19 protein-coding genes are annotated in these 19,387 nt (G+C 71.1%); 6 read left to right on the plus strand and 13 right to left on the minus strand.

What is annotated here, in order from left to right:
* Positions 1-52: 52 nt before the first annotated feature.
* Positions 53-871 carry an acyl-CoA thioesterase gene (locus tag R9X44_RS14690; protein WP_319814688.1) on the plus strand — a complete coding sequence of 273 codons (819 nt, stop codon included), beginning with the start codon at positions 53-55 and terminating at the stop codon, positions 869-871.
* A gap of 132 nt (positions 872-1,003) precedes the next feature.
* On the opposite strand, the gene meaB is transcribed toward R9X44_RS14690, so the two are convergent.
* The 5 genes from meaB to R9X44_RS14715 all read right to left on the minus strand — a co-directional run bounded on the left by meaB (position 1,004) and on the right by R9X44_RS14715 (position 5,600).
* Positions 1,004-1,975 (minus strand): methylmalonyl Co-A mutase-associated GTPase MeaB, encoded by a 972-nt coding sequence (gene meaB / locus R9X44_RS14695; protein WP_319814689.1) that lies wholly within the window; start codon positions 1,973-1,975, stop codon positions 1,004-1,006.
* A complete protein-coding gene (locus R9X44_RS14700) occupies positions 1,972-3,111 on the minus strand; it encodes a thiolase family protein (RefSeq protein WP_319814690.1) in 1,140 nt (379 codons plus the stop codon). The genes meaB and R9X44_RS14700 overlap by 4 nt, the downstream gene beginning before the upstream one ends.
* Positions 3,104-4,540: a class I adenylate-forming enzyme family protein gene (locus R9X44_RS14705; RefSeq protein WP_319814691.1), complete on the minus strand. Its 1,437-nt coding sequence runs from the start codon at positions 4,538-4,540 to the stop codon at positions 3,104-3,106. The genes R9X44_RS14700 and R9X44_RS14705 overlap by 8 nt, the downstream gene beginning before the upstream one ends.
* A gap of 77 nt (positions 4,541-4,617) precedes the next feature.
* Complete coding sequence (locus tag R9X44_RS14710; protein WP_319814692.1) at positions 4,618-5,049, minus strand: glutaredoxin domain-containing protein; 432 nt, start codon at positions 5,047-5,049, stop codon at positions 4,618-4,620.
* A 53-nt stretch (positions 5,050-5,102) separates the two neighbouring features.
* Complete coding sequence (locus R9X44_RS14715; protein WP_319814693.1) at positions 5,103-5,600, minus strand: FBP domain-containing protein; 498 nt, start codon at positions 5,598-5,600, stop codon at positions 5,103-5,105.
* 68 nt (positions 5,601-5,668) lie between these two features.
* On the opposite strand from R9X44_RS14715, the gene R9X44_RS14720 reads away from it, so the two are divergent.
* From R9X44_RS14720 to R9X44_RS14730, 3 genes are all read left to right on the plus strand, one after another.
* The gene (locus tag R9X44_RS14720; RefSeq protein WP_319814694.1) at positions 5,669-6,238 is read left to right on the plus strand and encodes a TetR/AcrR family transcriptional regulator; all 570 of its coding nucleotides are present in this window, start codon (positions 5,669-5,671) and stop codon (positions 6,236-6,238) included.
* Positions 6,239-6,347: 109 nt separating this feature from the next.
* Entirely contained in the window at positions 6,348-6,524 is a 177-nt protein-coding gene (locus tag R9X44_RS14725; RefSeq protein WP_319814695.1) for a hypothetical protein, read from the plus strand.
* Between the two features lie 92 nt (positions 6,525-6,616).
* A complete protein-coding gene (locus R9X44_RS14730) occupies positions 6,617-7,378 on the plus strand; it encodes an SDR family NAD(P)-dependent oxidoreductase (protein WP_319814696.1) in 762 nt (253 codons plus the stop codon).
* A gap of 154 nt (positions 7,379-7,532) precedes the next feature.
* Here the strand turns inward: R9X44_RS14730 and R9X44_RS14735 are convergent, their stop codons facing one another.
* Genes R9X44_RS14735 through R9X44_RS14750 form a run of 4 tightly spaced genes read right to left on the minus strand, consistent with a single transcriptional unit; the run spans position 7,533 to position 11,660 of the window.
* Positions 7,533-8,300 (minus strand): enoyl-CoA hydratase/isomerase family protein, encoded by a 768-nt coding sequence (locus tag R9X44_RS14735; RefSeq protein ID WP_319814697.1) that lies wholly within the window; start codon positions 8,298-8,300, stop codon positions 7,533-7,535.
* Between the two features lies 1 nt (position 8,301).
* Positions 8,302-9,390 carry an acyl-CoA dehydrogenase family protein gene (locus R9X44_RS14740; protein WP_319814698.1) on the minus strand — a complete coding sequence of 363 codons (1,089 nt, stop codon included), beginning with the start codon at positions 9,388-9,390 and terminating at the stop codon, positions 8,302-8,304.
* Complete coding sequence (locus tag R9X44_RS14745; protein ID WP_319814699.1) at positions 9,377-10,285, minus strand: acyl-CoA dehydrogenase family protein; 909 nt, start codon at positions 10,283-10,285, stop codon at positions 9,377-9,379. The genes R9X44_RS14740 and R9X44_RS14745 overlap by 14 nt, the downstream gene beginning before the upstream one ends.
* Complete coding sequence (locus R9X44_RS14750; RefSeq protein ID WP_319814700.1) at positions 10,269-11,660, minus strand: class I adenylate-forming enzyme family protein; 1,392 nt, start codon at positions 11,658-11,660, stop codon at positions 10,269-10,271. The genes R9X44_RS14745 and R9X44_RS14750 overlap by 17 nt, the downstream gene beginning before the upstream one ends.
* A gap of 134 nt (positions 11,661-11,794) precedes the next feature.
* Between R9X44_RS14750 and R9X44_RS14755 the strand changes: the two genes are divergently transcribed.
* Positions 11,795-12,802 carry a ferredoxin--NADP reductase gene (locus tag R9X44_RS14755; RefSeq protein ID WP_319814701.1) on the plus strand — a complete coding sequence of 336 codons (1,008 nt, stop codon included), beginning with the start codon at positions 11,795-11,797 and terminating at the stop codon, positions 12,800-12,802.
* A 736-nt stretch (positions 12,803-13,538) separates the two neighbouring features.
* Positions 13,539-15,146 (plus strand): ABC-F family ATP-binding cassette domain-containing protein, encoded by a 1,608-nt coding sequence (locus R9X44_RS14760; RefSeq protein WP_413774946.1) that lies wholly within the window; start codon positions 13,539-13,541, stop codon positions 15,144-15,146.
* A gap of 151 nt (positions 15,147-15,297) precedes the next feature.
* On the opposite strand, the gene R9X44_RS14765 is transcribed toward R9X44_RS14760, so the two are convergent.
* The 4 genes from R9X44_RS14765 to R9X44_RS14780 all read right to left on the minus strand — a co-directional run bounded on the left by R9X44_RS14765 (position 15,298) and on the right by R9X44_RS14780 (position 19,339).
* Positions 15,298-16,338: a CoA transferase gene (locus tag R9X44_RS14765; protein ID WP_319814703.1), complete on the minus strand. Its 1,041-nt coding sequence runs from the start codon at positions 16,336-16,338 to the stop codon at positions 15,298-15,300.
* Entirely contained in the window at positions 16,335-17,291 is a 957-nt protein-coding gene (locus R9X44_RS14770) for an LLM class F420-dependent oxidoreductase (protein ID WP_319814704.1), read from the minus strand. The genes R9X44_RS14765 and R9X44_RS14770 overlap by 4 nt, the downstream gene beginning before the upstream one ends.
* 61 nt (positions 17,292-17,352) lie before the next feature.
* The gene (locus tag R9X44_RS14775; RefSeq protein WP_319814705.1) at positions 17,353-17,751 is read right to left on the minus strand and encodes a cobalamin B12-binding domain-containing protein; all 399 of its coding nucleotides are present in this window, start codon (positions 17,749-17,751) and stop codon (positions 17,353-17,355) included.
* A gap of 7 nt (positions 17,752-17,758) precedes the next feature.
* A complete protein-coding gene (locus tag R9X44_RS14780; protein WP_319814706.1) occupies positions 17,759-19,339 on the minus strand; it encodes a methylmalonyl-CoA mutase family protein in 1,581 nt (526 codons plus the stop codon).
* Positions 19,340-19,387 lie beyond the last annotated feature (48 nt).

Raw genomic sequence — 19,387 nt, forward strand, 5'->3', positions numbered from 1 at the left:
GTGTGCCTTACAGTGGGGTCGATCAACGCACCCCACCGGAAGGCGGACTCCCGTGACCGATCTGTGGACCGACCTGCTCGGCTGCCTCGACCTCGAAGGGCCCGCCGAAGACGGCTCCTTCGCGGGCCGCAACCAGGCGCTCACCTACCATCGGCTGTTCGGCGGGCAGCTGCTCGCCCAGTTCGTCAGGGCCGCGGAACTGACCTGCCAGGACAAGGCGCTCAAGTCGCTGCACACGCTCTTCCCGCGCGCGGGCCGGGCCGATGAGCCCGTCAGGTACGAGGTCGCGGTCCACCACGCGGGGTCGTCCTTCGCGACGCTGACGCTGAACGCCGTCCAGTCGCGCGGGGTCATCGCGACGGCGTCGGCCTCGATGCACGCGGTCGAGGACGGGCGTGCGGTCCAGACCGTCGCTGCGGTCCCGCCCGTGCCCGGGCCCGAGCGCGCCGTCGAGTTCAACCTCATCCCGTGGGAGACCCGGGCGGTCGGCGACCTCGACACCGAGAAGTCCGAGGCCCCCGAGTTCGAACTGTGGGCGCGCACGCCGGAGACCGACCCCGTCCACGCCCCCGCGCTCCTCGCCTACGCCACCGACCTGACGCTCATCGGCACCGCCCTGCGGCCCGTGGAGGGCGTCTCCCAGCGCGACTCGGGCCGGGCCTTCACCTCTGCCGTCACCTCGCACACCCTGTGGTTCCACCGGCCTGTCCCGTCGGCGTCCTGGCTGCTGCTGCGCCAGCACAGCCCGCTGCTCGCCCACGCCCGCTCCTACGGCCGCGGCGACGTCCTCACCGAGGACGGCGCCCTCATCGCCTCCTACGCCCAGGAATCTTTGGTCCGCTTCACCGAACCCGCCGCCCCGGCCGACTGACCGCGCGCCGCCCACCCGACGTCGACTCAAAGCGTCGTTCGCGGCAACCCGCCAAGGCGGCCAACACCGCGAACGACGCGACGCAGACGCCTCGGGAACTTGCCTCCGCGCGGGGCAGTCCGGCGGTCGGGGTCAGGCGGTGGTCTCGGACTGAAAGAGGAGTTTTACCGCCGTGTAGGGGTCGAGGCCGCCTTCGGCGACGGCGGCGGCGAGCCAGGAGAGGTCGGGGTGGGCGCGCAAGCGGGTCTGGGCGAGGGAGAGGATCTGCGCGCGGGCGCGCGCCGCGCTCCGCTCGGGCGTCTCGGCCCGGTGGTGCGCCTCGATGGCCGCGACGAGCTCGGCGATCCCGTCGCCGCGTGACGCGACGAGCTTCAGGATCGGCAGCTCGGTCTCGATGTGCAGATCACGGACCGTCTGGTCGGCCCCGTCGCGGTCCGCCTTGTTCACCACGAGAAGGTCGGCCACCTCCAGCAGCCCCGCCTTGGCGGCCTGAACGGCGTCGCCCGCGCCCGGCGCGAGCACCACGACGGCTGGATCGGCGACCGCGGCGATCTCGATCTCGGACTGCCCGACCCCTACGGTCTCCAGCAGCACAAGATCGAACCCGAGCGCCCCGAGCACCCGCACCGCGGCCGGCACCGCCGCCGCGAGCCCTCCCAGGTGCCCCCGCGCAGCGACCGACCTGATCAGCACACCGGGGTCAGTCGTGTGCTCGGCCATCCTGATCCGGTCGCCGAGCAGCGCACCACCGCTGAACGGCGACGACGGATCAACCGCGAGCACCGCCACCCGCAGCCCACGCCCCCGATAAGCCCCAACAAGCGCAGCGACCGTCGTCGACTTCCCCGCTCCCGGCGGCCCGGTAACCCCGACGACACGCGCCCGCGCCGCCCCCTCAGGCAACACCCCGAGCACCGCATCACGCGCCTCCCCCTCAACAAGACTCAACAACCTCCCCACCGCCCGCACCGATCCCCCACACGCCGCCGCGAACAACGCCCCCAGATCCCCCTCCCAAAGCCCGACACCTACACGCACCCCCTCTGTGGGTGGCGTGGGAGGGGGCGGGGTGTTGGGGTTCTGGGGGTGGGTGGGGTGGGTCATGGGGTGTGGACCTCGATGACGGCGGCGGAGCCCATGCCGCCGCCCGCGCACATCGCGGCGACGCCGATACCGCCGCCCCTGCGGCGCAGTTCGTGCACGAGGGTGACGAGCATGCGCGAGCCCGTCGCGGCGACCGGGTGGCCGAGGCCGCACCCGCTGCCGTTGACGTTGACGCGCTCGGGGTCGAGGCCGAGCAGCGCGATCGTCGCCACGCACATCGCCGCGAAAGCCTCATTGATCTCGAACAGGTCGACGTCGCCGGGGGTGAGCCCGGCGCGGGAGAGCGCCTTCGGGATCGCCTTCACGGGGGCCAGGCCCGTCTCGGCGGGGTCGACGCCGACCGACGCCCACGCCCGCACGGTGGCCAGCGCGGGCAGACCCAGCCTGTCGCTCGCGACGACGAGCGCGGCGGCCGCGTCGTTGACGCCCGAGGCGTTGCCCGCGGTGATGCTGAACCCCTCGATCTCCGGGTGCAGCGGCTTCAGCGAGGCGAGCTTCGCCAGCGTCGTGTCGCGGCGCGGGTGCTCGTCCACCTCGAAGAGGCCGCGCGGGGTCTCCACCGGGACGACCTCGTCGGCGAAGCGTCCCTCGTCTATCGCGCGGAGCGCGTTGCGGTGCGAGCGCAGCGCCCACGCGTCCATCTCCTCGCGGGTCACCCCGGCGCGCTGGGCGGCGTTCCACCCCACGGTGATCGACATGTCGCGGTTGGGGGCGTCCGGGCGGTCGGGGTGGGTCGGGGAGTTCCAGTCGACCCGCTCCTCCCCCACCACGCGGTAGCCGCGCGGCGCGGTCGACATGCTGTTCACGCCGCCCGCGATGATGAGCTCGTCCATTCCGGCGCGGATGCTCGCGGCGGCCATCTGCACCGACGACAGACCGGCCGCGCAGTGCCGGTTCAGCGCGAGGCCCGGCACGTTGGTGAGCCCGGCCGTCACCGCGGCGTGCCGTGCGACGACGCCGCCGCCGTACAGTCCCTCGCCGAGGATGACGTCGTCCACCGCCGCCGGGTCGAGCTTCGCGGCGGCGGCCCCGACGATCCGGTCGGCGAGCGCGAACGCGTCGACGTCGCGCAGCGAGCCCTTGAACGAGGTCGCGACGGGAGTGCGCAGCGCCTCGACGATCACGGCTTCAGGCATGGGAGCTCTCCAGTTCCGCCACGAGGGTGCGGCGTAGCAGCTTTCCGGTGTCGGTCTTGGGCAGCGCGTCGCGGAACACGACGGCGTCGGGGGTCTTGGACGAGCGCAGCCGCTCGCGCACCCACGCCCTGATCTCCTGCGGATCGGCCTCCCCGACCACGACCGCGACGATCCGCTGCCCCCACTCGGGGTCGGCGACGCCGATCACCGCGGCCTCGGTGATGCCGGGGTGGGTGAGGATGACGTCCTCGATCTCGGCGGGCGCGACGTTCTCGCCGCCCCGGATGATGGTGTCGTCGGCGCGGCCCTCGATGAAGAGGTAGCCGTCGGCGTCGAGGCGGCCCCGGTCGCGGGTGGGGAACCAGCCTTCGGCGTCCAGCGCGCTGTGGCCGCCGTACTCGCCGGACACCTGCTCTCCGCGCGCGAACACAAGGCCGGTTTCGCCGGGCTTGAGCGGGTTGCCGGATTCGTCGCGGACCTGGAACTCGACGCCGGGCACCGCGCGGCCCACCGAGCCGAGCCTTGCGCGGATCGCGGGGTCGTCGGACGCGAGCGCCTTGCGGTGGTCGTTGGGCCCGAGCACCGCGATGGACGACGCGGTCTCGGTGAGCCCGTAGGCGTTGACGAACCCGGTCCCGGGGAAGACCTCAAGGGCCCTTTCCAGCACAGGGCGCGGCGTCCGTGCACCCCCGTAAGCGAGGTTGCGCAAGGTGGGCGTGCCCGCGTCGTCGCCTTCGACTGCCGCGACGATCCTGGCGAGCATCGTCGGCACGACGAGCGCGTGCGTGACGCCCTCGCGCCGCACGGTCTCCAGCCACGTGTCCGCGTCGAACGCGGGCAGGTAGACCACGCGCCGTCCCGTGTAAAGGTTCGACAGCAGGTTCGCCAACCCCGCGATGTGGTACGGCGGCACCGCCACGAGCGCCGCCTCGTCCTCCCCCGCCGCGCCGAACTCCAACGTGTTGAGCACATACGCGAGCAGATGCCGATGCCGCAGCAGCGCGGCCTTGGGCGCGGCCGTGGTCCCGCTCGTGTACAGCACGACGGCGACGGCGTCAGGGTCCGACGGCGTCTCGACGGCCTCGGCCACCGGCGCGTCATCGAGCTCCGCGATGAAGGACCCGAGATCCTCGGGCCGCAGCACCAGCGCCCCCTGATGCCGCTCGACCAGCGCCGCGGTCTGCCGCTCACTCAGCCGGTAGTTGAGCGGCACGAACGGCACCCCCGCCCGCGCCGCCCCGAACAGCGCCACCGGGTAGGCGAGATCATTGGCCCCCAGATAGAGCACGGCCGGATAGGCCCGGAACTTCTCCGCGGCCTTCCCGGCCAGCTCCAGCAGTCCCGCCGCCGTGAGCGACCGACCGCCCGCCGTCAGCGCGACCCGCCCCCCGGCCGCCGCCGCCATCTCGAGAATCATCGATAGGTTCATGAGAACCAGATTCTCTCAAACTAAGAGCTGCCCTCGCAAGGGCAGCAAACCCCAATCCACGGTGGCGAGTCGGGGTCTCAGCGGAGTCGGGCGCGGAGCCACGCGGGGGAGGGGTTGATGTGGGCCTCGCCGTCGGCCAGGACGACGGTCGGGACCGTCTCGTTGCCTCCTGCGACGGCGCGGACGGCGGCCGCGCCGTCGGGGTCGCGCCAGATGTCCACCCAGTGGGCGCGTCCGGCGACGCCGAGGAGGCGCAGCCGGAGCATCATGCAGTAGCGGCAGCCTGGACGCCAGTACACGATCGGTCGCCCGTCCTCCGCGCTCCGCCGCCGTGCCTCCGCGGCTCCGGCACCGCGCGGAAACGCCAGCGGCGACACCAACGCCGCGAGAAGCCCATAGACCACTAGCCAGACGACGGCCTCACCCCGGTCGCCTTGCGCCAGCCGCACGCCGCCGATCAGCAGCGCGAGCGTCAGCAGTCCCAGCGACAAACCCCATCTGCGCATCATGACCGGCACGCTATCCGCCGCCCATGCCGGATTGTCGTGTCTGTACCGCTTTCTCAGGCGGTGACCTTGGCGAGGAACGCGGTGAGGTTGGTCTCGGCGCGGACGATCTTCTCCTCAAGGGTCAGGGTCTCGTCCAGGCCCTTGGCGGCGCGGGTCTTGCGCTTGCCGCGCAGGTAGAGCGGGCAGGCGAGGTCGGCGCACAGGTAGAGGCCGACGGTGTTGCCCAGGCGGCCCGCCTCACCCGTCCGCTTGGCGGTCATGAGCGAGACGCCGCCGCTCGAGTGGACGGTCAGGCAGACCGAGCACATGCCGCGCGTGGTGTAGCCCCGGGCGGTCGACGGCGCGGCGCGCAAGGCGACGCCCACAAGGCCGTCGTCCTGTTCGGTGACGATGTAGCCGCGGTCGGGCGCGCCGGGATCTCGCCAGCCGAGGAAGTCGAGGTCGTCCCAGGGCAGTTCGGCGAGGTCCCTTGGCACGTCCATCCGCTTGGCCTCGCCCTTGGAGCAGTTGACGAACGCGGCGCGGATCTCGGGGTCGGTCAGAGGTCTCATGTGACGCGAGGCTAGCTCGCCTAATATGATTAGGCAAAACATTAAAATTCCTAGTCTCCGGAGGTCGCATGGCCCGTGCGGGCATCACCCTTCCCGTCCTGACCAGGGCGGCAGCCGACGTCGCCGACGAGATCGGCTTCGACCGCCTGACGGTCTCGGCGGTCGCGCGCAGACTCGGCGTCAAGGACCCAAGCCTTTACGCGCATATCGGCAACGCGCACGAACTGAAGGTCCGCGTCGCCCTTCTCGCGCTCGACGAACTCGCCGACAAAGCCGCCGAGGCGATCGCGGGCCGCTCCGGCCGCGACGCGCTGACCGCCTTCGCCGACGCCTACCGCGACTACGCCCACGCCCACCCCGGCCGGTATGCGGCGACCAGGTTCGACCTCGACCTGGAGACCGCCCTGGCCAGCGCCGCACCCCGGCACTCGCAGCTGACGCGCGCGCTCCTGCGCGGGTACGATCTTCCCGAACCCGCTCAGACCGACGCGATCCGTTTTCTCGGCGCCGCGATCCACGGCTACATCGCCCTGGAACTCACCGGCGCGTTCAGCCACACGCCGCGTCCGACGGCGTCGTCGTGGTCGTGGACGCTCGCCGCCCTGCACACCGCGCTGAGCGCGGCACCACGGGCGTGACCTGGAGTTCCGGGGGCCCAACGTGCGCCAACCCATCGACGTGGGCCGTCCTTCCTGCGATGCTTGACCGCACGCAGCGCGGTCGGCCCTCTACTCCCAGGGATGCGTCATGACGTTTCGCGAATGGGCTGGTTTCCTCGGCAGTGCCCTGATCGTCGCCTGGCTCGCGCTTCCGTGGATCACGCCGACGGGGGAGCCCGCGGGCACCGGGATCACCTTCGGTCTTCTCGCGCTCGCCCTCGGCCTGCTCGGCATGAGCATCGCGTCCCTGGCCCGCCGCTCCTGACCCTCGCCCACCCAATCGCCTTGTCCCGTCCCCTGCCCTCATGAGAACGTTACTCTCGCTTCAGTAGAGTGTTACTTACGCGAGGAGGGAACATGGAGATCGCGGGAAGCTCGGCGCTTGTCGTGGGCGGCGCGGGCGGGCTCGGCGAGGCGACGGTGCGCAGGCTCCGGGCGGCCGGGGCCGAGGTCGTCGTGGCCGACCTCGCCGACGACAAGGGCAAGGCGCTCGAAGCCGAACTCGGCGTCCGATATGTCAGGACGGACGCGACGTCGGAGGACGACGTCAAGGCAGCGATCGCCGAGGCGCAGGCGCTCGCCCCGTTCCGGTTCTCCGTCGACGCCCACGGCGGCCCGGCCTCGGGCGGAAGGCTCATCGGCAAGGACGGCGAACCCCTCGACCTCGACGGGTTCCGCCGTACCCTCGAGTTCTACCTGACCGCCGTCTTCAACGTCATGCGCCTGTCCGCGGCCGCGCTAGGCAAGCAGGAACCTATCGACGGCTCGCGCGGCGTCATCGTCAACACGGCTTCTATCGCCGCGTACGAGGGCCAGATAGGACAGCTCCCCTACGCGGCGGCCAAGGGCGGCGTCGTCAGCATGACGCTCGTGGCGGCCCGTGACCTGTCCCCGCTGGGCATCCGGGTGGTGACGATCGCGCCCGGCACGTTCCTCACCCCCGCGTACGGCAAGGCGGGAGACAAGTTGGAGGCTTACTGGGGCCCGCAGGTGCCGCACCCTCGCCGGATGGGACAGGCCCCCGAGTACGGCGCGCTCGTCCAGCACCTGCTGGAGAACGACTACCTCAACGGCGAGGTCATCCGCCTCGACGGCGCGCTCCGCTTCCCGCCCAAGTAGCGCATGGGGTCCCCCGCGGCGCGCCCGCGAGGGACCCGTTCAGCGCCGGAGCCCCGGGTCGGCGCGTCCGAGGCCCCGGCGGGTCTGTGCCGCCCCGTGGGCGGCCGTCGGGGGCCGCGGCTCGGCGCGTCCGGACCCCCGACGGGTCTCTGGGTCAGTCCTTCTTCGCGGTGAGGCGGGTGACGATGGCGGCGAAGTCGTCGGTCTGGAAGGACTGCTCCTCGGCCGTCATCGCGTAGTCGAGGGTGTTCAGGACGGCCCGCTCAAGGTGAAGGTTCAGCAGCCGCTTGGTGGACTCCACAGCCTGCCTAGGCAGCGTCGCAATACGCTCGGCCGTAGAAGTCGCCTCCTTGAGCGCGTCGCCCGCGACATGGTTGGCCAGCCCCATGGCGACCGCCCTGTCGGCGGATATACGGGCTCCCGTAAGCGCGTACTCCTTGGCGTGCAGAAGGCTCGTGTGCAGGGGCCAGGTGAGGGGTCCGCCGTCGGCGGCGACGAGTCCGACCTGGACGTGCGGGTCCGCAAGATAGGCCGACGGGTCCATGTACACGATGTCGCTGAGCGCCACGAGGCTGCATCCGAGCCCCACGGCGGGGCCGTTGACCGCGGTGACGACGGGGACCCGGCAGCGGGCCATCCCGAGGACGATCTCACGGCCGTGCGCGATGGTCTTCGCGCGCAGGTCGGCGTCGTCCTTGAGTTCGGCGAGGTAGGCGAAGTCGCCGCCCGCCGAGAACGCGCGTCCGGCCCCGGTGAGGACCGCGGCGCGGGCGTCGCGGTCGTCCGCGAGCTGCGGCCACAGCTTCGCCAGGCCGGTGTGCAGGGCGTCGTTGACGGCGTTGAGCGCGTCCGGCCGGTTGAGGGTGATGAAGCGCAGCGGACCGTCGGCCCTTACCTGGATCTCCTCGGGAATGTCGTACATGTCAGGCTCCAAGTCCGAGGATGCGCGCGGCGACGATGTTCTTCTGGATCTGCGACGTGCCGCCCATGACGCTCTGGGCGCGGCTGTACAGGTAGGCCGACAGGAGTTCGGGGTCCCGCACTCCCCCGACGGCGAGGGCGGCGTGGCCGACTGACTGCTCGACCCAGGTCATCAGCAGCTTGTCGAGTGACCCGTCGGAGCCGTGGACGACCCCGTCGAGCTGCTCCGACAGCCGTCGTCTGACATGGAGGCGAAGCATCTCGGCCTGTACGGCGGCCCACGCGAGGTCTTCGGGGACCCGTCCCGTCGTCTGGGCGGCCATCTGTCTGACGAGCTTGCCGTAGCGCGCGGCGAACCCGAGGGTCGACGGCTCGCGCTCGTGCCCGACGACGGTCATGGCGAGCGCCCAGCCTTCGCCGGGCGCGCCGACCATCTGGTCGGCGGGGACCCGTGCGCCGTCGAAGAGGACCTGGCCGAACTCCGTCGTCACCCCGTTGATCATCTTCAGCGGGCGCTGCTCGATCCCCGGCTGGTGCATGGACACGATGAACGCCGAGATGCCCCTGTGCCGTGGCGCGTCGGGGTCGGTGCGGGCGAGCAGGAGGCACCAGTCGGCGACGTCGGAGTAGCTGGTCCAGATCTTGTGGCCGTGGACGACGTACTCGTCGCCGTCGCGGACCGCCGTGGTCGTCAGGGAGGCCAGGTCGGAGCCCGCGCCCGGCTCGGAGAAGCCCTGGCACCAGCGCTGCGTGCCGTCGATCATGCCGGGCAGGAAGCGGCGGGCGAGTTCCCGGCCGCCGTGCCTGCCGAGGCCGTGCACGAGGTATCCGAGGCTCGGCCTTGCGGGCGCTCCGGCGAGCGCAAGCTCCTCGTCCAGGATGACGTCGTAGACGGGCGGCAGATCACGTCCGCCGTACTCCTTCGGCCAGGTGACGCCGAAGAACCCCGCCCCGTACAGCGCGCGGTGCCACTCCCCCGCCTTACGCCAGTAGTCGTCGCCCGTGACGGCGTGCTTCTTCGCGTTGGCGGCGAGCCAGTCGCGCAGTTCCGCGCGGAAGGCCGCCTCCTGTGGCGAGTCACAGAAGTCCAAGGTCGATCTCCTCAAGGCCGACGGGGAACAGGTGGGTTGAGGCGAGCGCGCGGCGCAGGTGCACGTGGGCCAGGCACTCCCAGGTGTTGCCGATGCCGCCGTGCACCTGGATCGCGGTCTCCGCGACGGTCCGCGCGGCGCGCGCGCAGTAGACCTTGGCGACCCGCGCGGCGTTGACGGCCTCGGCGGGGTCGAGCGCGTCGACGGCCCAGGCCGCGTGCCGCAGGACGCTCACCGAGCCCTCGATGAGCGCCAGGGACTCGGCGAGCAGGTGCGCGACTGCCTGGTAGGCGCCGATGGCCTTGCCGTACTGCTCGCGGACCTTCGCGTACTCGACAGCGAGCGCCTGCGCGCCGCGAGCCGCGCCTACGAGGTCGGCGGTCGTGGCGACGAGGGCGAGGGCCTGCCAGCGCGCTAGGGCGTCGGCGGGGAGGTCGGCGAGCTGCTCCAGCGGGCCGACGACTTCGGCGTCCCTGCGGGTGAGGTCAGCGCCGGGTGTGAGAGCGCCTACTCTTCCGGCGAGAAGCCGGGTTCCGTGCAGGGAGACGACCCTTTGCGCGCCGCGCGCGTCGATCGCGGACGCGGCGACGGCGACGGTCCACAGGCCCGCGCGCTCTACGCCGGCTTGTCTTAGGAGGTCGTCGGCGAGGGCAGGGCCGAGGAACGGGACGTCCACGAGGCCGCGCCCGAACTCCTCGGCGACGATCGCGACCTCGACGCCGGAGGCGCCGTCCGTGCGCAGGGCGCGCCACTCGGTCGTCGCGACTGCCTTCTCCAGGCGGGCGACGCGGTCGGCGTCCTCGAGGTCGAGGACGGAGCCCGGGCCGAGGTCGTCGGCCAGGCGTGCGGCTGCGGCGCGCAGCTCGGCCTGCTCGTCGCTAAGCCTTGCGTCCATGGGTCTCCTTCAGCACGCGGCGCAGCACCTTGCCGGAGGGCAGGCGGGGGATCTCGGGGACGAGCACGACCCGGCTCGGCCGCTTGTAGGAGGCCAGGCTCGACCCGACGAGGTCGATCAGCTCGGCGGGGTCCACGGGGGCGGTCGCGGTGACTGCGGCGACGATCGCCTCGCCGTCGGCGGGGTCGGGCTCGCCGAACACCGCGCAGTCCGCGACGGCCGGGTGCCCGTGCAGCACCGCCTCGACCTCGGCGGGCGCGACCTGGAAGCCCCGCACCTTGATCATCTCCTTGGAGCGGTCGGTGAGACGGATCCAGCCGTGCGTGTCGACGCTGCCGACGTCGCCGGTGCGGTACCAGCCGTCCACGAGGGAGCCGGCCGTGGCATCTTCCGGGAGGTATCCGGCCATGACGGACTCGGCGCGCACCTGGATCTCGCCCGATTCGCCGGGCTTCACCGGCTCGCCCGTCAGGAGGTCGACGACCCGCACCTCAACCCCGGGCACCGCGCGTCCGGCGCTGTCGAGACGGCCGCCGACGAGCGGATTGCACGCGATGACGGGGATCTCACTCGCCCCGTAAGCGGGCAGGAACCCTACGCCGGTGCGCCGGGTCACCTCACGCGCGACGCTCTGGGTCACCGGGGTCGCGCCCCACATGATGTAACGCAGCGACGACAGGTCGTAGGACTCAAGGTCGGGGTGGGCGGCGAGGGCGAGCGCGATGGGCGCGACGGCCATCTCGATCGTGACGCGGTCGTCCTGGATCGCGCGGAGCATCGCGGTGAGGTCGAAGCGGCGGTGCAGCCTTGTCCACGCGCCGGTCTCCAACGCGGTCACGATGTTGAGCAGGCCGAGGATGTGCGACGGCGGCGTTGTGACCTGGATGCGGTCGTCGGCGGTGAGGCCGAGCGCGTCACGCCAGTGTGCGACGGCCGCGCCGAACGAGGCGTGCGTATGCCGGACCGCCTTGGGCAGACCCGTGGTCCCGGAGCTGAAGACGAGTACGGCGTCCGCCTTGGGGTCCGTCCCGGGGAAGTGCCCTGTGCCGGGCGGTACGGGGTCGTCCAGGTGCAGCATGGGCATCGCCTCGGCGAGCACCGGATGGTCGCCGACCGCATGGTCGGGCCTTGTGACGGCGAGGGCGTGGTCGACCTCGGCGCGCTTCCACGCCGGGCTGAACAGCACGACCGCCGCGCCGAGCCGCCAGATCGCCTTCACCGCGACGACGAACTCGGGCCGGTTGGCCGACATGAGCGCGACCCGCTGCCCGGGCGTCACGCCGCGCGCGGCAAGTGCGGCGGCGAGGCCGTCGGCGAGTTCCTCGAGGCGGGCCGCGGAGTACTCCAGGTCCTCGAAGACGAGGGCGGCGCTCATGCCGCGTCCACCGTCGCCGCGCCTCCCCCGGCGCGGCGGGGCAGGTTGCTCGACGCCATTGGAAGCCTCCCATCTCTGTCGCGAGAATAGTATTCTCGCTTAGCTAGAACTTTCATACCAGAAGGAGAACGTCAATGCCGAGGCCCCCTCTGTTCCAGCGCGCGCGGGTGACCCGGGTCGTCCGCGAGACCGCCGACGCCTCGACGTTCACGCTCACGCCGGACGGGGGCCCGTTCACCTACCGCGCCGGGCAGTTCTGCACCTTCCGCGTGCGCGTCGACGGGGAGGAACTGCTGCGCTCCTACTCGATGTCGAGCGCGCCGGAGACCGACGCAGAGCTGATGACGACCGTCAAGCGGGTGCCCGGCGGCAGGGTCTCGAACTGGCTCATCGACAACCTCGCCGAGGGCGACGAGGTCGAGCTGACCCGCCCGTTCGGCGTGTTCTGCCTGCGCGATACCGACGCGCCGCTCCTGGGCTTCTCCGGCGGAAGCGGGATAACGCCGATCCTTTCGCTCGCCAAGAGCGCCCTGGCTTCCACGTCACGTACGGTCCGCCTCCTGTGCGCCGACCGCGACCCCGACTCCGCCCTCTTCTCCGCCACCCTCACCGCCCTGGCCGCCCGCTACCCCGACCGCTTCACCTACACCCGCCACCTCGACACCGACGGCGGCTTCCTCACCCCATCCGCCATCAAGTCCTTCATCGGCCCCGACACCGCCGCCGACGCCTACATCTGCGGCCCCACCCCCTTCATGGACCTCGTCGAATCCACCCTCCCCGGCCCAGGCAAGCTCTTCATAGAACGCTTCGGCACAACCACCCCCCTCCCCACCCCCACCGACACCCCCGCCCCCGCCCCCGAACAAGCAGGCACCATAACCATCCACCTAGGCCGTAAAAAAGCCTCAGTCCCCCACAAAACCGGCGAAACCCTCCTCCAAAGCGCCCGCCGCGCCGGCCTCACCCCACCCTTCTCCTGCGAAGCCGGCAACTGCGCCACCTGCATAGCCCACATCACCCACGGCTCCGCCACCATGCGCGTCAACGACGCCCTGACCCCCGACGAAGTCGCCGAAGGCTACACCCTCACCTGCCAAGCCATCCCCACCACCCCCAACATCACAGTCACCTGGGACTAACCGTTCACTACGAACATGAACACGGCCCGGATTGAACGTTTTTAGCGCGCGGCGGCCTCGTAAGGTTCGAGGACGCGGATGGCTTTAGCGAGGTGGCCAACGCGGTGGGGATATACCGGGGCCGTTGCCGCCGTCGTCATCAGCGGGGTCGCCGTCGCATGGGCGGCGGACCCCCGCACGAACTCGACGGAGTCCGTCCCCGTCAGGGCCGCGGGAGCGGGTCGCGACGCTGAGCCCGTCGTGGGGCCTACGCCGCAGGGTCCTGGCCCTACCAAGGAAGAGAAGGTCGAGGCGGCCGAGAAATTCTTGGCTGATCACCCCGACGACGGCATCGTGTGCTTCGCGCCGGATGGAACGCCTGTAGACGCGCTCGAAGTCCGATGGACAGGGGTCGTGGTGTTGGCGTGGTGGGGGGGTGGGGTGGGTTGGTATGCTGCGGGTTATGGAGATCGAGGTCGACAGAGGCTAGCCGCCGGATCGCCGGTGGCGTCATGAGCTGAGGGAGCGGGGCTCCCTGGGTGACGCCTGTTCTCTTTCTGCGGGGCCTGATGGTCCGCCCGTTGGGGCGTTGACCCTTCTCGTGGGGGATTTGCCGGTAGGTCCATATCAGCACTGATTCCGGCTCGGGTCGTGTTCGTGGGCGCGTGGCGTCGATCTTCTTCTGACGGTGTCGACGCGTTGGCGCATGGCCGTTATGCCCGTTCCGTGTGCGGGGCGGGGGAGAAGAGAACTTCAGATGTCCATGAAGTCAGCGATTGTTCTGCGGGATGTGACGTTCGAGTGGCCGGACGGCGCGGTCGCGCTGTCCGGGGTCGACGGGGCGTTTCCCACCGGGCGTACCGGGCTTGTCGGGAGGAACGGGGCGGGGAAGTCGACGCTGCTGCGGTTGGTCGCCGGGATCCTGAAACCGACGGCGGGGCAGATCGACACGGTCGGTGAGGTCGGTTATCTGCCACAGACGCTCACGCTCGACCAGGGGACGACGATCGCCGAGCTGCTCGGCGTCGCGGAGATCCTCGCGGCGATCCGGGCGATCGAGGCGGGGGACGTCGCCGAGCGGCATTTCGACGCCGTCGGCGACGACTGGGACATCGAGGCGCGCGCGGACGAGGCGCTGCACCAGATCGGCTTCTCGGCGGCGGATCTCGACCGCAGCGTCGCGGAGGTGTCCGGTGGTGAGGCGATGCTCATCGCCGTCACCGGCCTGCGCGTCCGGCGCACCCCGATCACGCTGCTCGACGAACCCACCAACAACCTCGACCGGCCGACCAGGGCACGGCTCGCCGAGTTCGTGGACTCCTGGCCGGGCACGCTCGTCGTCGTCAGCCACGACCTCGAACTGCTCGAGCACATGGACAACACCGCCGAGCTGCACGCGGGCACGCTGGAGACCTTCGGCGGGCCCTACAGCGCCTGGAAGGAGCACCGGGAGCAGGAGCAGGCGGCCGCCGTCCAGGCCGCGCGCTCCGCGCAGCAGGCGCTCAAGGTCGAGAAGCGGCAGCGGGTCGAGGCCGAGACCAAGCTCGCCCACCGGGAACGCACCGCGAAGAAGACCCAGAAGAGCGGCGGCATCCCGAAGATCATCGCCGGGAAGCGGGCGAACAAGGCACAGGTGTCGGCGGGCTCCCTGCGCACCACGCTCGACGACAAGGTCAAGTCGGCCCAGGCCGCCGTGGACGCCGCCGACGCGCGCGTCCGCGAGGACGAGCACATCAGCCTTGTGCTGCCCGACCCCGACGTGCCGCGCGGCCGCCGCCTCGCGGAGTTCCACAGCGGGGACCGAACCGTCGTCGTCCAGGGGCCGGAGCGTGTCGCGCTCGTCGGCCCGAACGGCGCGGGGAAGTCGACGCTTGTCGAACAGCTCCTGCGCGGCGGCGCGCCGACACCCAGCCGGGCGCACGGCACGCTGCTGACCGACCGCGTCGGCTACCTGCCCCAGCGCCTCGACGGCCTCACCGAGGACGCCAGCGCCCTGGAGAACGTGCAGGCCGTCGCGCCCGGCACGCCGCCGGGGACGATCCGCAACCAGCTCGCCCGCCTGCTGCTGCGCGGCAGCGCCGTAGACCGGCCCGTCGCCACGCTCTCAGGCGGCGAACGCTTCCGCGTGGCCCTGGCCAAGCTGCTGCTCGCCGAACCGCCCGCCCAGCTGCTGATCCTCGACGAACCCACCAACAACCTCGACGTCGCCAGCGTCGAGCAGCTCACCGAAGCCCTCGCCCTCTACCGCGGGGCACTCCTCATCATCAGCCACGACTACATGTTCCTCAACCGCCTCTCCATCGACACAGTCCTCGAACTCGACCCGACCGGCTCCCTCCACCAACGTCCCGCCCTCGCGCCCTGACGGCGGCGGAGGGGGTGGGCACCGGACTCTCGGCTCCGGGACGCATCCGGGAGCTACGCCCACCCCCTTTCGCCGCGGAGCCCTTCGCAGGGTGCTCTGACCGGCCGTCAGGGTGCTCCGCACACTACCGACCGCCTCTGACAAAACCCGATCAGCCGGGGTCGTGCTCGCCCAGCCGGGGCGGCGGCCCGTAAAAGGGATCGAAGCCCGCGACCCGGATCGAGGGGCCGACCAGGCGGTGGCCGCCCGCGCTCACGACCATCTCGGGATGAGCTTCGAGTGCTTCTGGCAGGGTGCGGACGGCCGCGACGGGGACGCCCAGCGGACGGAGCCGGGATTCCCAGGAGTCCGCTGTGTCCGCCTTAAGGGCCTCGGTGACGAGGGCGAGGACCTCGTCCCGTTTCGCGGCACGTTCCGACATCGTCGGGAACCCGTCTATGCCCGCCTCTGCGGCGAAGGACTTCCAAAAACGGTCATGGGTGATGAACAGGGCAAGCCACCCCGACGCCGTCGGAAAAAGCTGGGCCGGGACGTAGAAGGAATGTGCGCCGTTGGGGTGGCGGCGGGGCTCCACGCCGTCGTTGAGGTAGGCGGCGGCGCGGTAGTTGAGCTGGGACAGCATGACGTCGCGGAGGTTGACCTCCACCTGGCCGCCGCGCCCCGAGACGATCTGGGCGAGGAGGCCGAGCGCGGCCGTCAGGCCCGAGGAGTTGTCGGCCGAGGAGTAGCCGGGCAGCGTAGGCGGGCCGTCGGGGTCCCCGGTGAGGGACGCGACGCCCGTCGCGGCCTGCACGATGTAGTCGAACGCCGGATCGTCTCCCGCGTGCAGACCGAACCCCGTAAGGGCCACACAGACGATCTTCTCGTTGTACTCCCGCAACGCCTCGTAGGTGAGCCCGAGCCTGTGGATCGCGGACGGCTTCATGTTGACGAGCAGCGCGTGCGCGTCACGAACCATCTCCCCCAGCGCCGCCTTGCCCTCAACCGAAGTCAGGTCAAGGCACACACTTCGCTTACCCCGGTTGAGGCTCGCGAAGTACGAGTCGGACACCTGACGCGAGATGTCCCCCGTCGGAGGCTCGATCTTCGTCACCTCGGCCCCGAGGTCGGCGAGCATCATCGTCGCGTAGGGCCCGGCGAGCATGTGCCCGACCTCCAGGACGCGGATGCCCGCAAGCGGACCGCCGCTCACCGGAGTTCCTTGGCGAGCTCGGCGATCACCTCACGGGTCCGGCGCTTGGACGCGATGAGTTCGTCACGGTTCGACCCGATCGGCAGGAGTCTGACGGAGATGTCGGTCGCGCCCGCGTCGGCGAAGGCGCGCAGCCGCGTCAGGATGGCCTCCTCGTCGCCGGCCGCGCACAGGTCGCCGACGTCGCGGGCGTCGCCGTTCTCCAGGAGCCGCTGGTAGTTCGGCGAGATCTCGGCCTCGCCGAGGATCCGGTTGGCACGCTCGCGCGCGGCGTCGACCTCCGACGGCGCGCACAGGCAGACCGGCACGCCCGCGACGATCCGTGGCGCGGGACGCCCCGCTCCCTCCGCCGCCTTGGTGATCTTCGGCGCGATGTGCTCGCCGATCGCGCGCTCGTCGGCCATCCACAGCACGGTCCCGTCGGCGTTCTCGCCGGCGATCCGCAGCATCACCGGCCCGAGCGCCGCGACGAGCACCGGCAGCGGCGCGATCGGCGCGACGTCGAGCGGGTTGTGCACGGTGAAGTGCGCGTTCTCGACGTCGACCGGGCCAGGCCCGGCGAACGCCGCGTTCAGCACCTCGAGGTAGTCGCGGGTGAGCGCGGCGGGCTTGGCGTAGGGCAGGCCGAGCATGTCCCCGACGATCCAGTGGTGCGACGGCCCGACGCCGAGCGCGAGCCGTCCGTGCGCGGCGGCCTGCGCCGACATCGCCTGCCTGGCCAGCGCGATCGGGTGCTGCGCCTGGAGCGGCACGACGGCGGTGCCCAGCTCGATCCGCTCGGTCGCGACGGCCATCAGGGCGACCGCGATGAGCGCGTCGAAATCAGTCGGTACCTGCGGAATCCAGGCGGTGTCCATGCCCGCGGCCTCGGCCCACCTGATGTCGTCGATCATCCGGCCGACCTTGCGCGCCGAGTCCCCGCGCTCAGGCCCGATCATCACTCCGACGCGCACGCTGCCTCCAGCTCTCGTTCGTTGGCCGCGCCCGGGACGTCCCCCGCGCGGTTCGTGGGCGTCACGGGGCCGCCGCGCCGGTGAGCGCGCGGACCTCGGTGACGAGGTCGTCAAGCGACGTGCCCGTGGGGAAGACGGCCACCGCACCGGCCTCCTTAAGGCGTGGGACGTCGGCGGCGGGGATGGTGCCGCCGACGATGACGGCGATGTCGTCGGCTCCGGCGGCCTTCAGCGCCTCGACGGTCCGCGCGGTGAGCGCGACGTGCGCGCCGGACAGGATCGACAGCCCGACGACGGCCACGTCCTCCTGGAGCGCGATCGCGACGATGTCGTCAACTTTCTGCCGGATACCGGTGAAGATCACCTCAAAGCCCGCGTCGCGCAGCGCGCGGGCGACGATCTTCGCACCACGGTCGTGGCCGTCGAGGCCGGGTTTGGCGACGAGGACTCGGGTCTGCATTGCTCTCCTAGAAGACGACGGGCTGGCGGAACTCGCCCCAGACGGCCTTCAGCGCGGCGGTGATCTCACCGACCGTGCAGTAGGCGTTGGCGCAGTCGATGAGCGGGCCCATCAGGTTGTCGGTGCCCTCGGCGGCGCGGCCGAGCGCGGCGAGGGTCTCCTTGACGCGTGCGCCGTCGCGTTCTTCCTTGACCCTGGCGAGCCGCTTCAGCTGGCGTTCGCGGCCCTCGGCGTCGAGTTCGTAGGTGGCGAGGTCGGGCGCGGGCTCGGCGGAGACGAACCGGTTGACGCCCACGACGGGCCGCTCCCCCGACTCGACGTCCTTGTGCAGCTTGTACGCCTCGTCGGCGATGAGGCCCTGGAGGTAGCCGTCCTCAATCGCGCGGACCATGCCGCCGTGCGCCTCGAGGTCGGCCATGATCTCCTTGATGCGCTCCTCGGTCTCATCGGTGAGCGCCTCGACGAAGTAGGAGCCGCCGAGCGGGTCGGCGACGCGGGCGACGCCGGTCTCGTGCGCGAGGATCTGCTGGGTGCGCAGCGCGAGCGTCGCGGACTCCTCGCTGGGCAGCGCGAAGGGCTCGTCCCAGGCGGCGGTGAACATCGACTGGACGCCGCCGAGCACCGAAGCCAGCGCCTCGTAGGCGACGCGCACAAGGTTGTTCTGTGCCTGCGGCGCGTACAGGGACGCGCCTCCCGCGACACATCCGAAGCGGAACATGGACGCCTTGTCACTGGACGCCCCGTAACGCTCCCGCACGATCGTCGCCCAACGGCGTCGTCCAGCGCGGTACTTGGCTATCTCCTCGAAGAAGTCGCCGTGGGTGTAGAAGAAGAAGGAGATCTGAGGCGCGAACTTGTCTATCGTCATGCGGCCGCGGGCCATGACGGTGTCGCAGTAGGTGACGCCGTCGGCGAGGGTGAAAGCCATCTCCTGGACTGCGTTGGCTCCGGCGTCGCGGAAGTGGGCGCCCGCTACGGAGATGGCGTTGAAGCGGGGTACCTCGGCGGCGCAGAACTCGATCGTGTCGGCGATGAGCCTTAGGGACGGTTCCGGCGGCCAGATCCAGGTCCCTCGGGAGGCGTACTCCTTGAGGATGTCGTTCTGGATCGTGCCTGTGAGCTTCGCACGCGGGACGCCCTTCTTCTCGGCTGCCGCGACGTAGAAGGCGAGGAGGATCGCGGCGGTGCCGTTGATGGTGAAGCTCGTGCTGATCTTGTCGAGGGGGATGCCGTCGAAGAGGATCTCGGCGTCGGCGAGGGTGTCCACCGCGACGCCGACGCGGCCGACCTCCTCGCCGACCTCGGGGTCGTCGGAGTCGTAGCCGCACTGCGTCGGCAGGTCGAGCGCGACCGACAGGCCGGTGCCGCCCTGGCCGAGCAGGTACCTGTAGCGCTCGTTGGACTCCTCGGGGGTGCCGAAGCCGGAGTACTGGCGGAACGTCCAGAGACGTCCGCGATATCCGGTCGGGAAGTTGCCCCGGGTGAACGGGAAGACGCCGGGATCCGGCGGCTCGACGGGCCGGTCTGACGGTCCGTACACCGGTTTGACCGGAATGCCGGACGAGGTGTGTGCCATGGGGTCGGTCATCGTCACGCATCTCTCTCAGGCCGGGCCCGACGGGTGCCGCGCCCGTCC

This window comes from Actinocorallia sp. A-T 12471, from assembly GCF_033875155.1.
Lineage (GTDB): Bacteria > Actinomycetota > Actinomycetes > Streptosporangiales > Streptosporangiaceae > Actinocorallia.

Coding starts and splice junctions, on each gene's coding strand:
- meaB (WP_319814689.1), bottom strand. CDS start 1,975: ATGACCCACCCCACCCACCCCCAGAACCCCAACACCCCGCCCCCTCCC.
- R9X44_RS14700 (WP_319814690.1), bottom strand. CDS start 3,111: ATGCCTGAAGCCGTGATCGTCGAGGCGCTGCGCACTCCCGTCGCGACC.
- R9X44_RS14705 (WP_319814691.1), bottom strand. CDS start 4,540: ATGAACCTATCGATGATTCTCGAGATGGCGGCGGCGGCCGGGGGGCGG.
- R9X44_RS14710 (WP_319814692.1), bottom strand. CDS start 5,049: ATGATGCGCAGATGGGGTTTGTCGCTGGGACTGCTGACGCTCGCGCTG.
- R9X44_RS14715 (WP_319814693.1), bottom strand. CDS start 5,600: ATGAGACCTCTGACCGACCCCGAGATCCGCGCCGCGTTCGTCAACTGC.
- R9X44_RS14720 (WP_319814694.1), top strand. CDS start 5,669: ATGGCCCGTGCGGGCATCACCCTTCCCGTCCTGACCAGGGCGGCAGCC.
- R9X44_RS14725 (WP_319814695.1), top strand. CDS start 6,348: ATGACGTTTCGCGAATGGGCTGGTTTCCTCGGCAGTGCCCTGATCGTC.
- R9X44_RS14730 (WP_319814696.1), top strand. CDS start 6,617: ATGGAGATCGCGGGAAGCTCGGCGCTTGTCGTGGGCGGCGCGGGCGGG.
- R9X44_RS14735 (WP_319814697.1), bottom strand. CDS start 8,300: ATGTACGACATTCCCGAGGAGATCCAGGTAAGGGCCGACGGTCCGCTG.
- R9X44_RS14745 (WP_319814699.1), bottom strand. CDS start 10,285: ATGGACGCAAGGCTTAGCGACGAGCAGGCCGAGCTGCGCGCCGCAGCC.
- R9X44_RS14750 (WP_319814700.1), bottom strand. CDS start 11,660: ATGAGCGCCGCCCTCGTCTTCGAGGACCTGGAGTACTCCGCGGCCCGC.
- R9X44_RS14755 (WP_319814701.1), top strand. CDS start 11,795: ATGCCGAGGCCCCCTCTGTTCCAGCGCGCGCGGGTGACCCGGGTCGTC.
- R9X44_RS14760 (WP_413774946.1), top strand. CDS start 13,539: ATGTCCATGAAGTCAGCGATTGTTCTGCGGGATGTGACGTTCGAGTGG.
- R9X44_RS14775 (WP_319814705.1), bottom strand. CDS start 17,751: ATGCAGACCCGAGTCCTCGTCGCCAAACCCGGCCTCGACGGCCACGAC.
- R9X44_RS14780 (WP_319814706.1), bottom strand. CDS start 19,339: ATGACCGACCCCATGGCACACACCTCGTCCGGCATTCCGGTCAAACCG.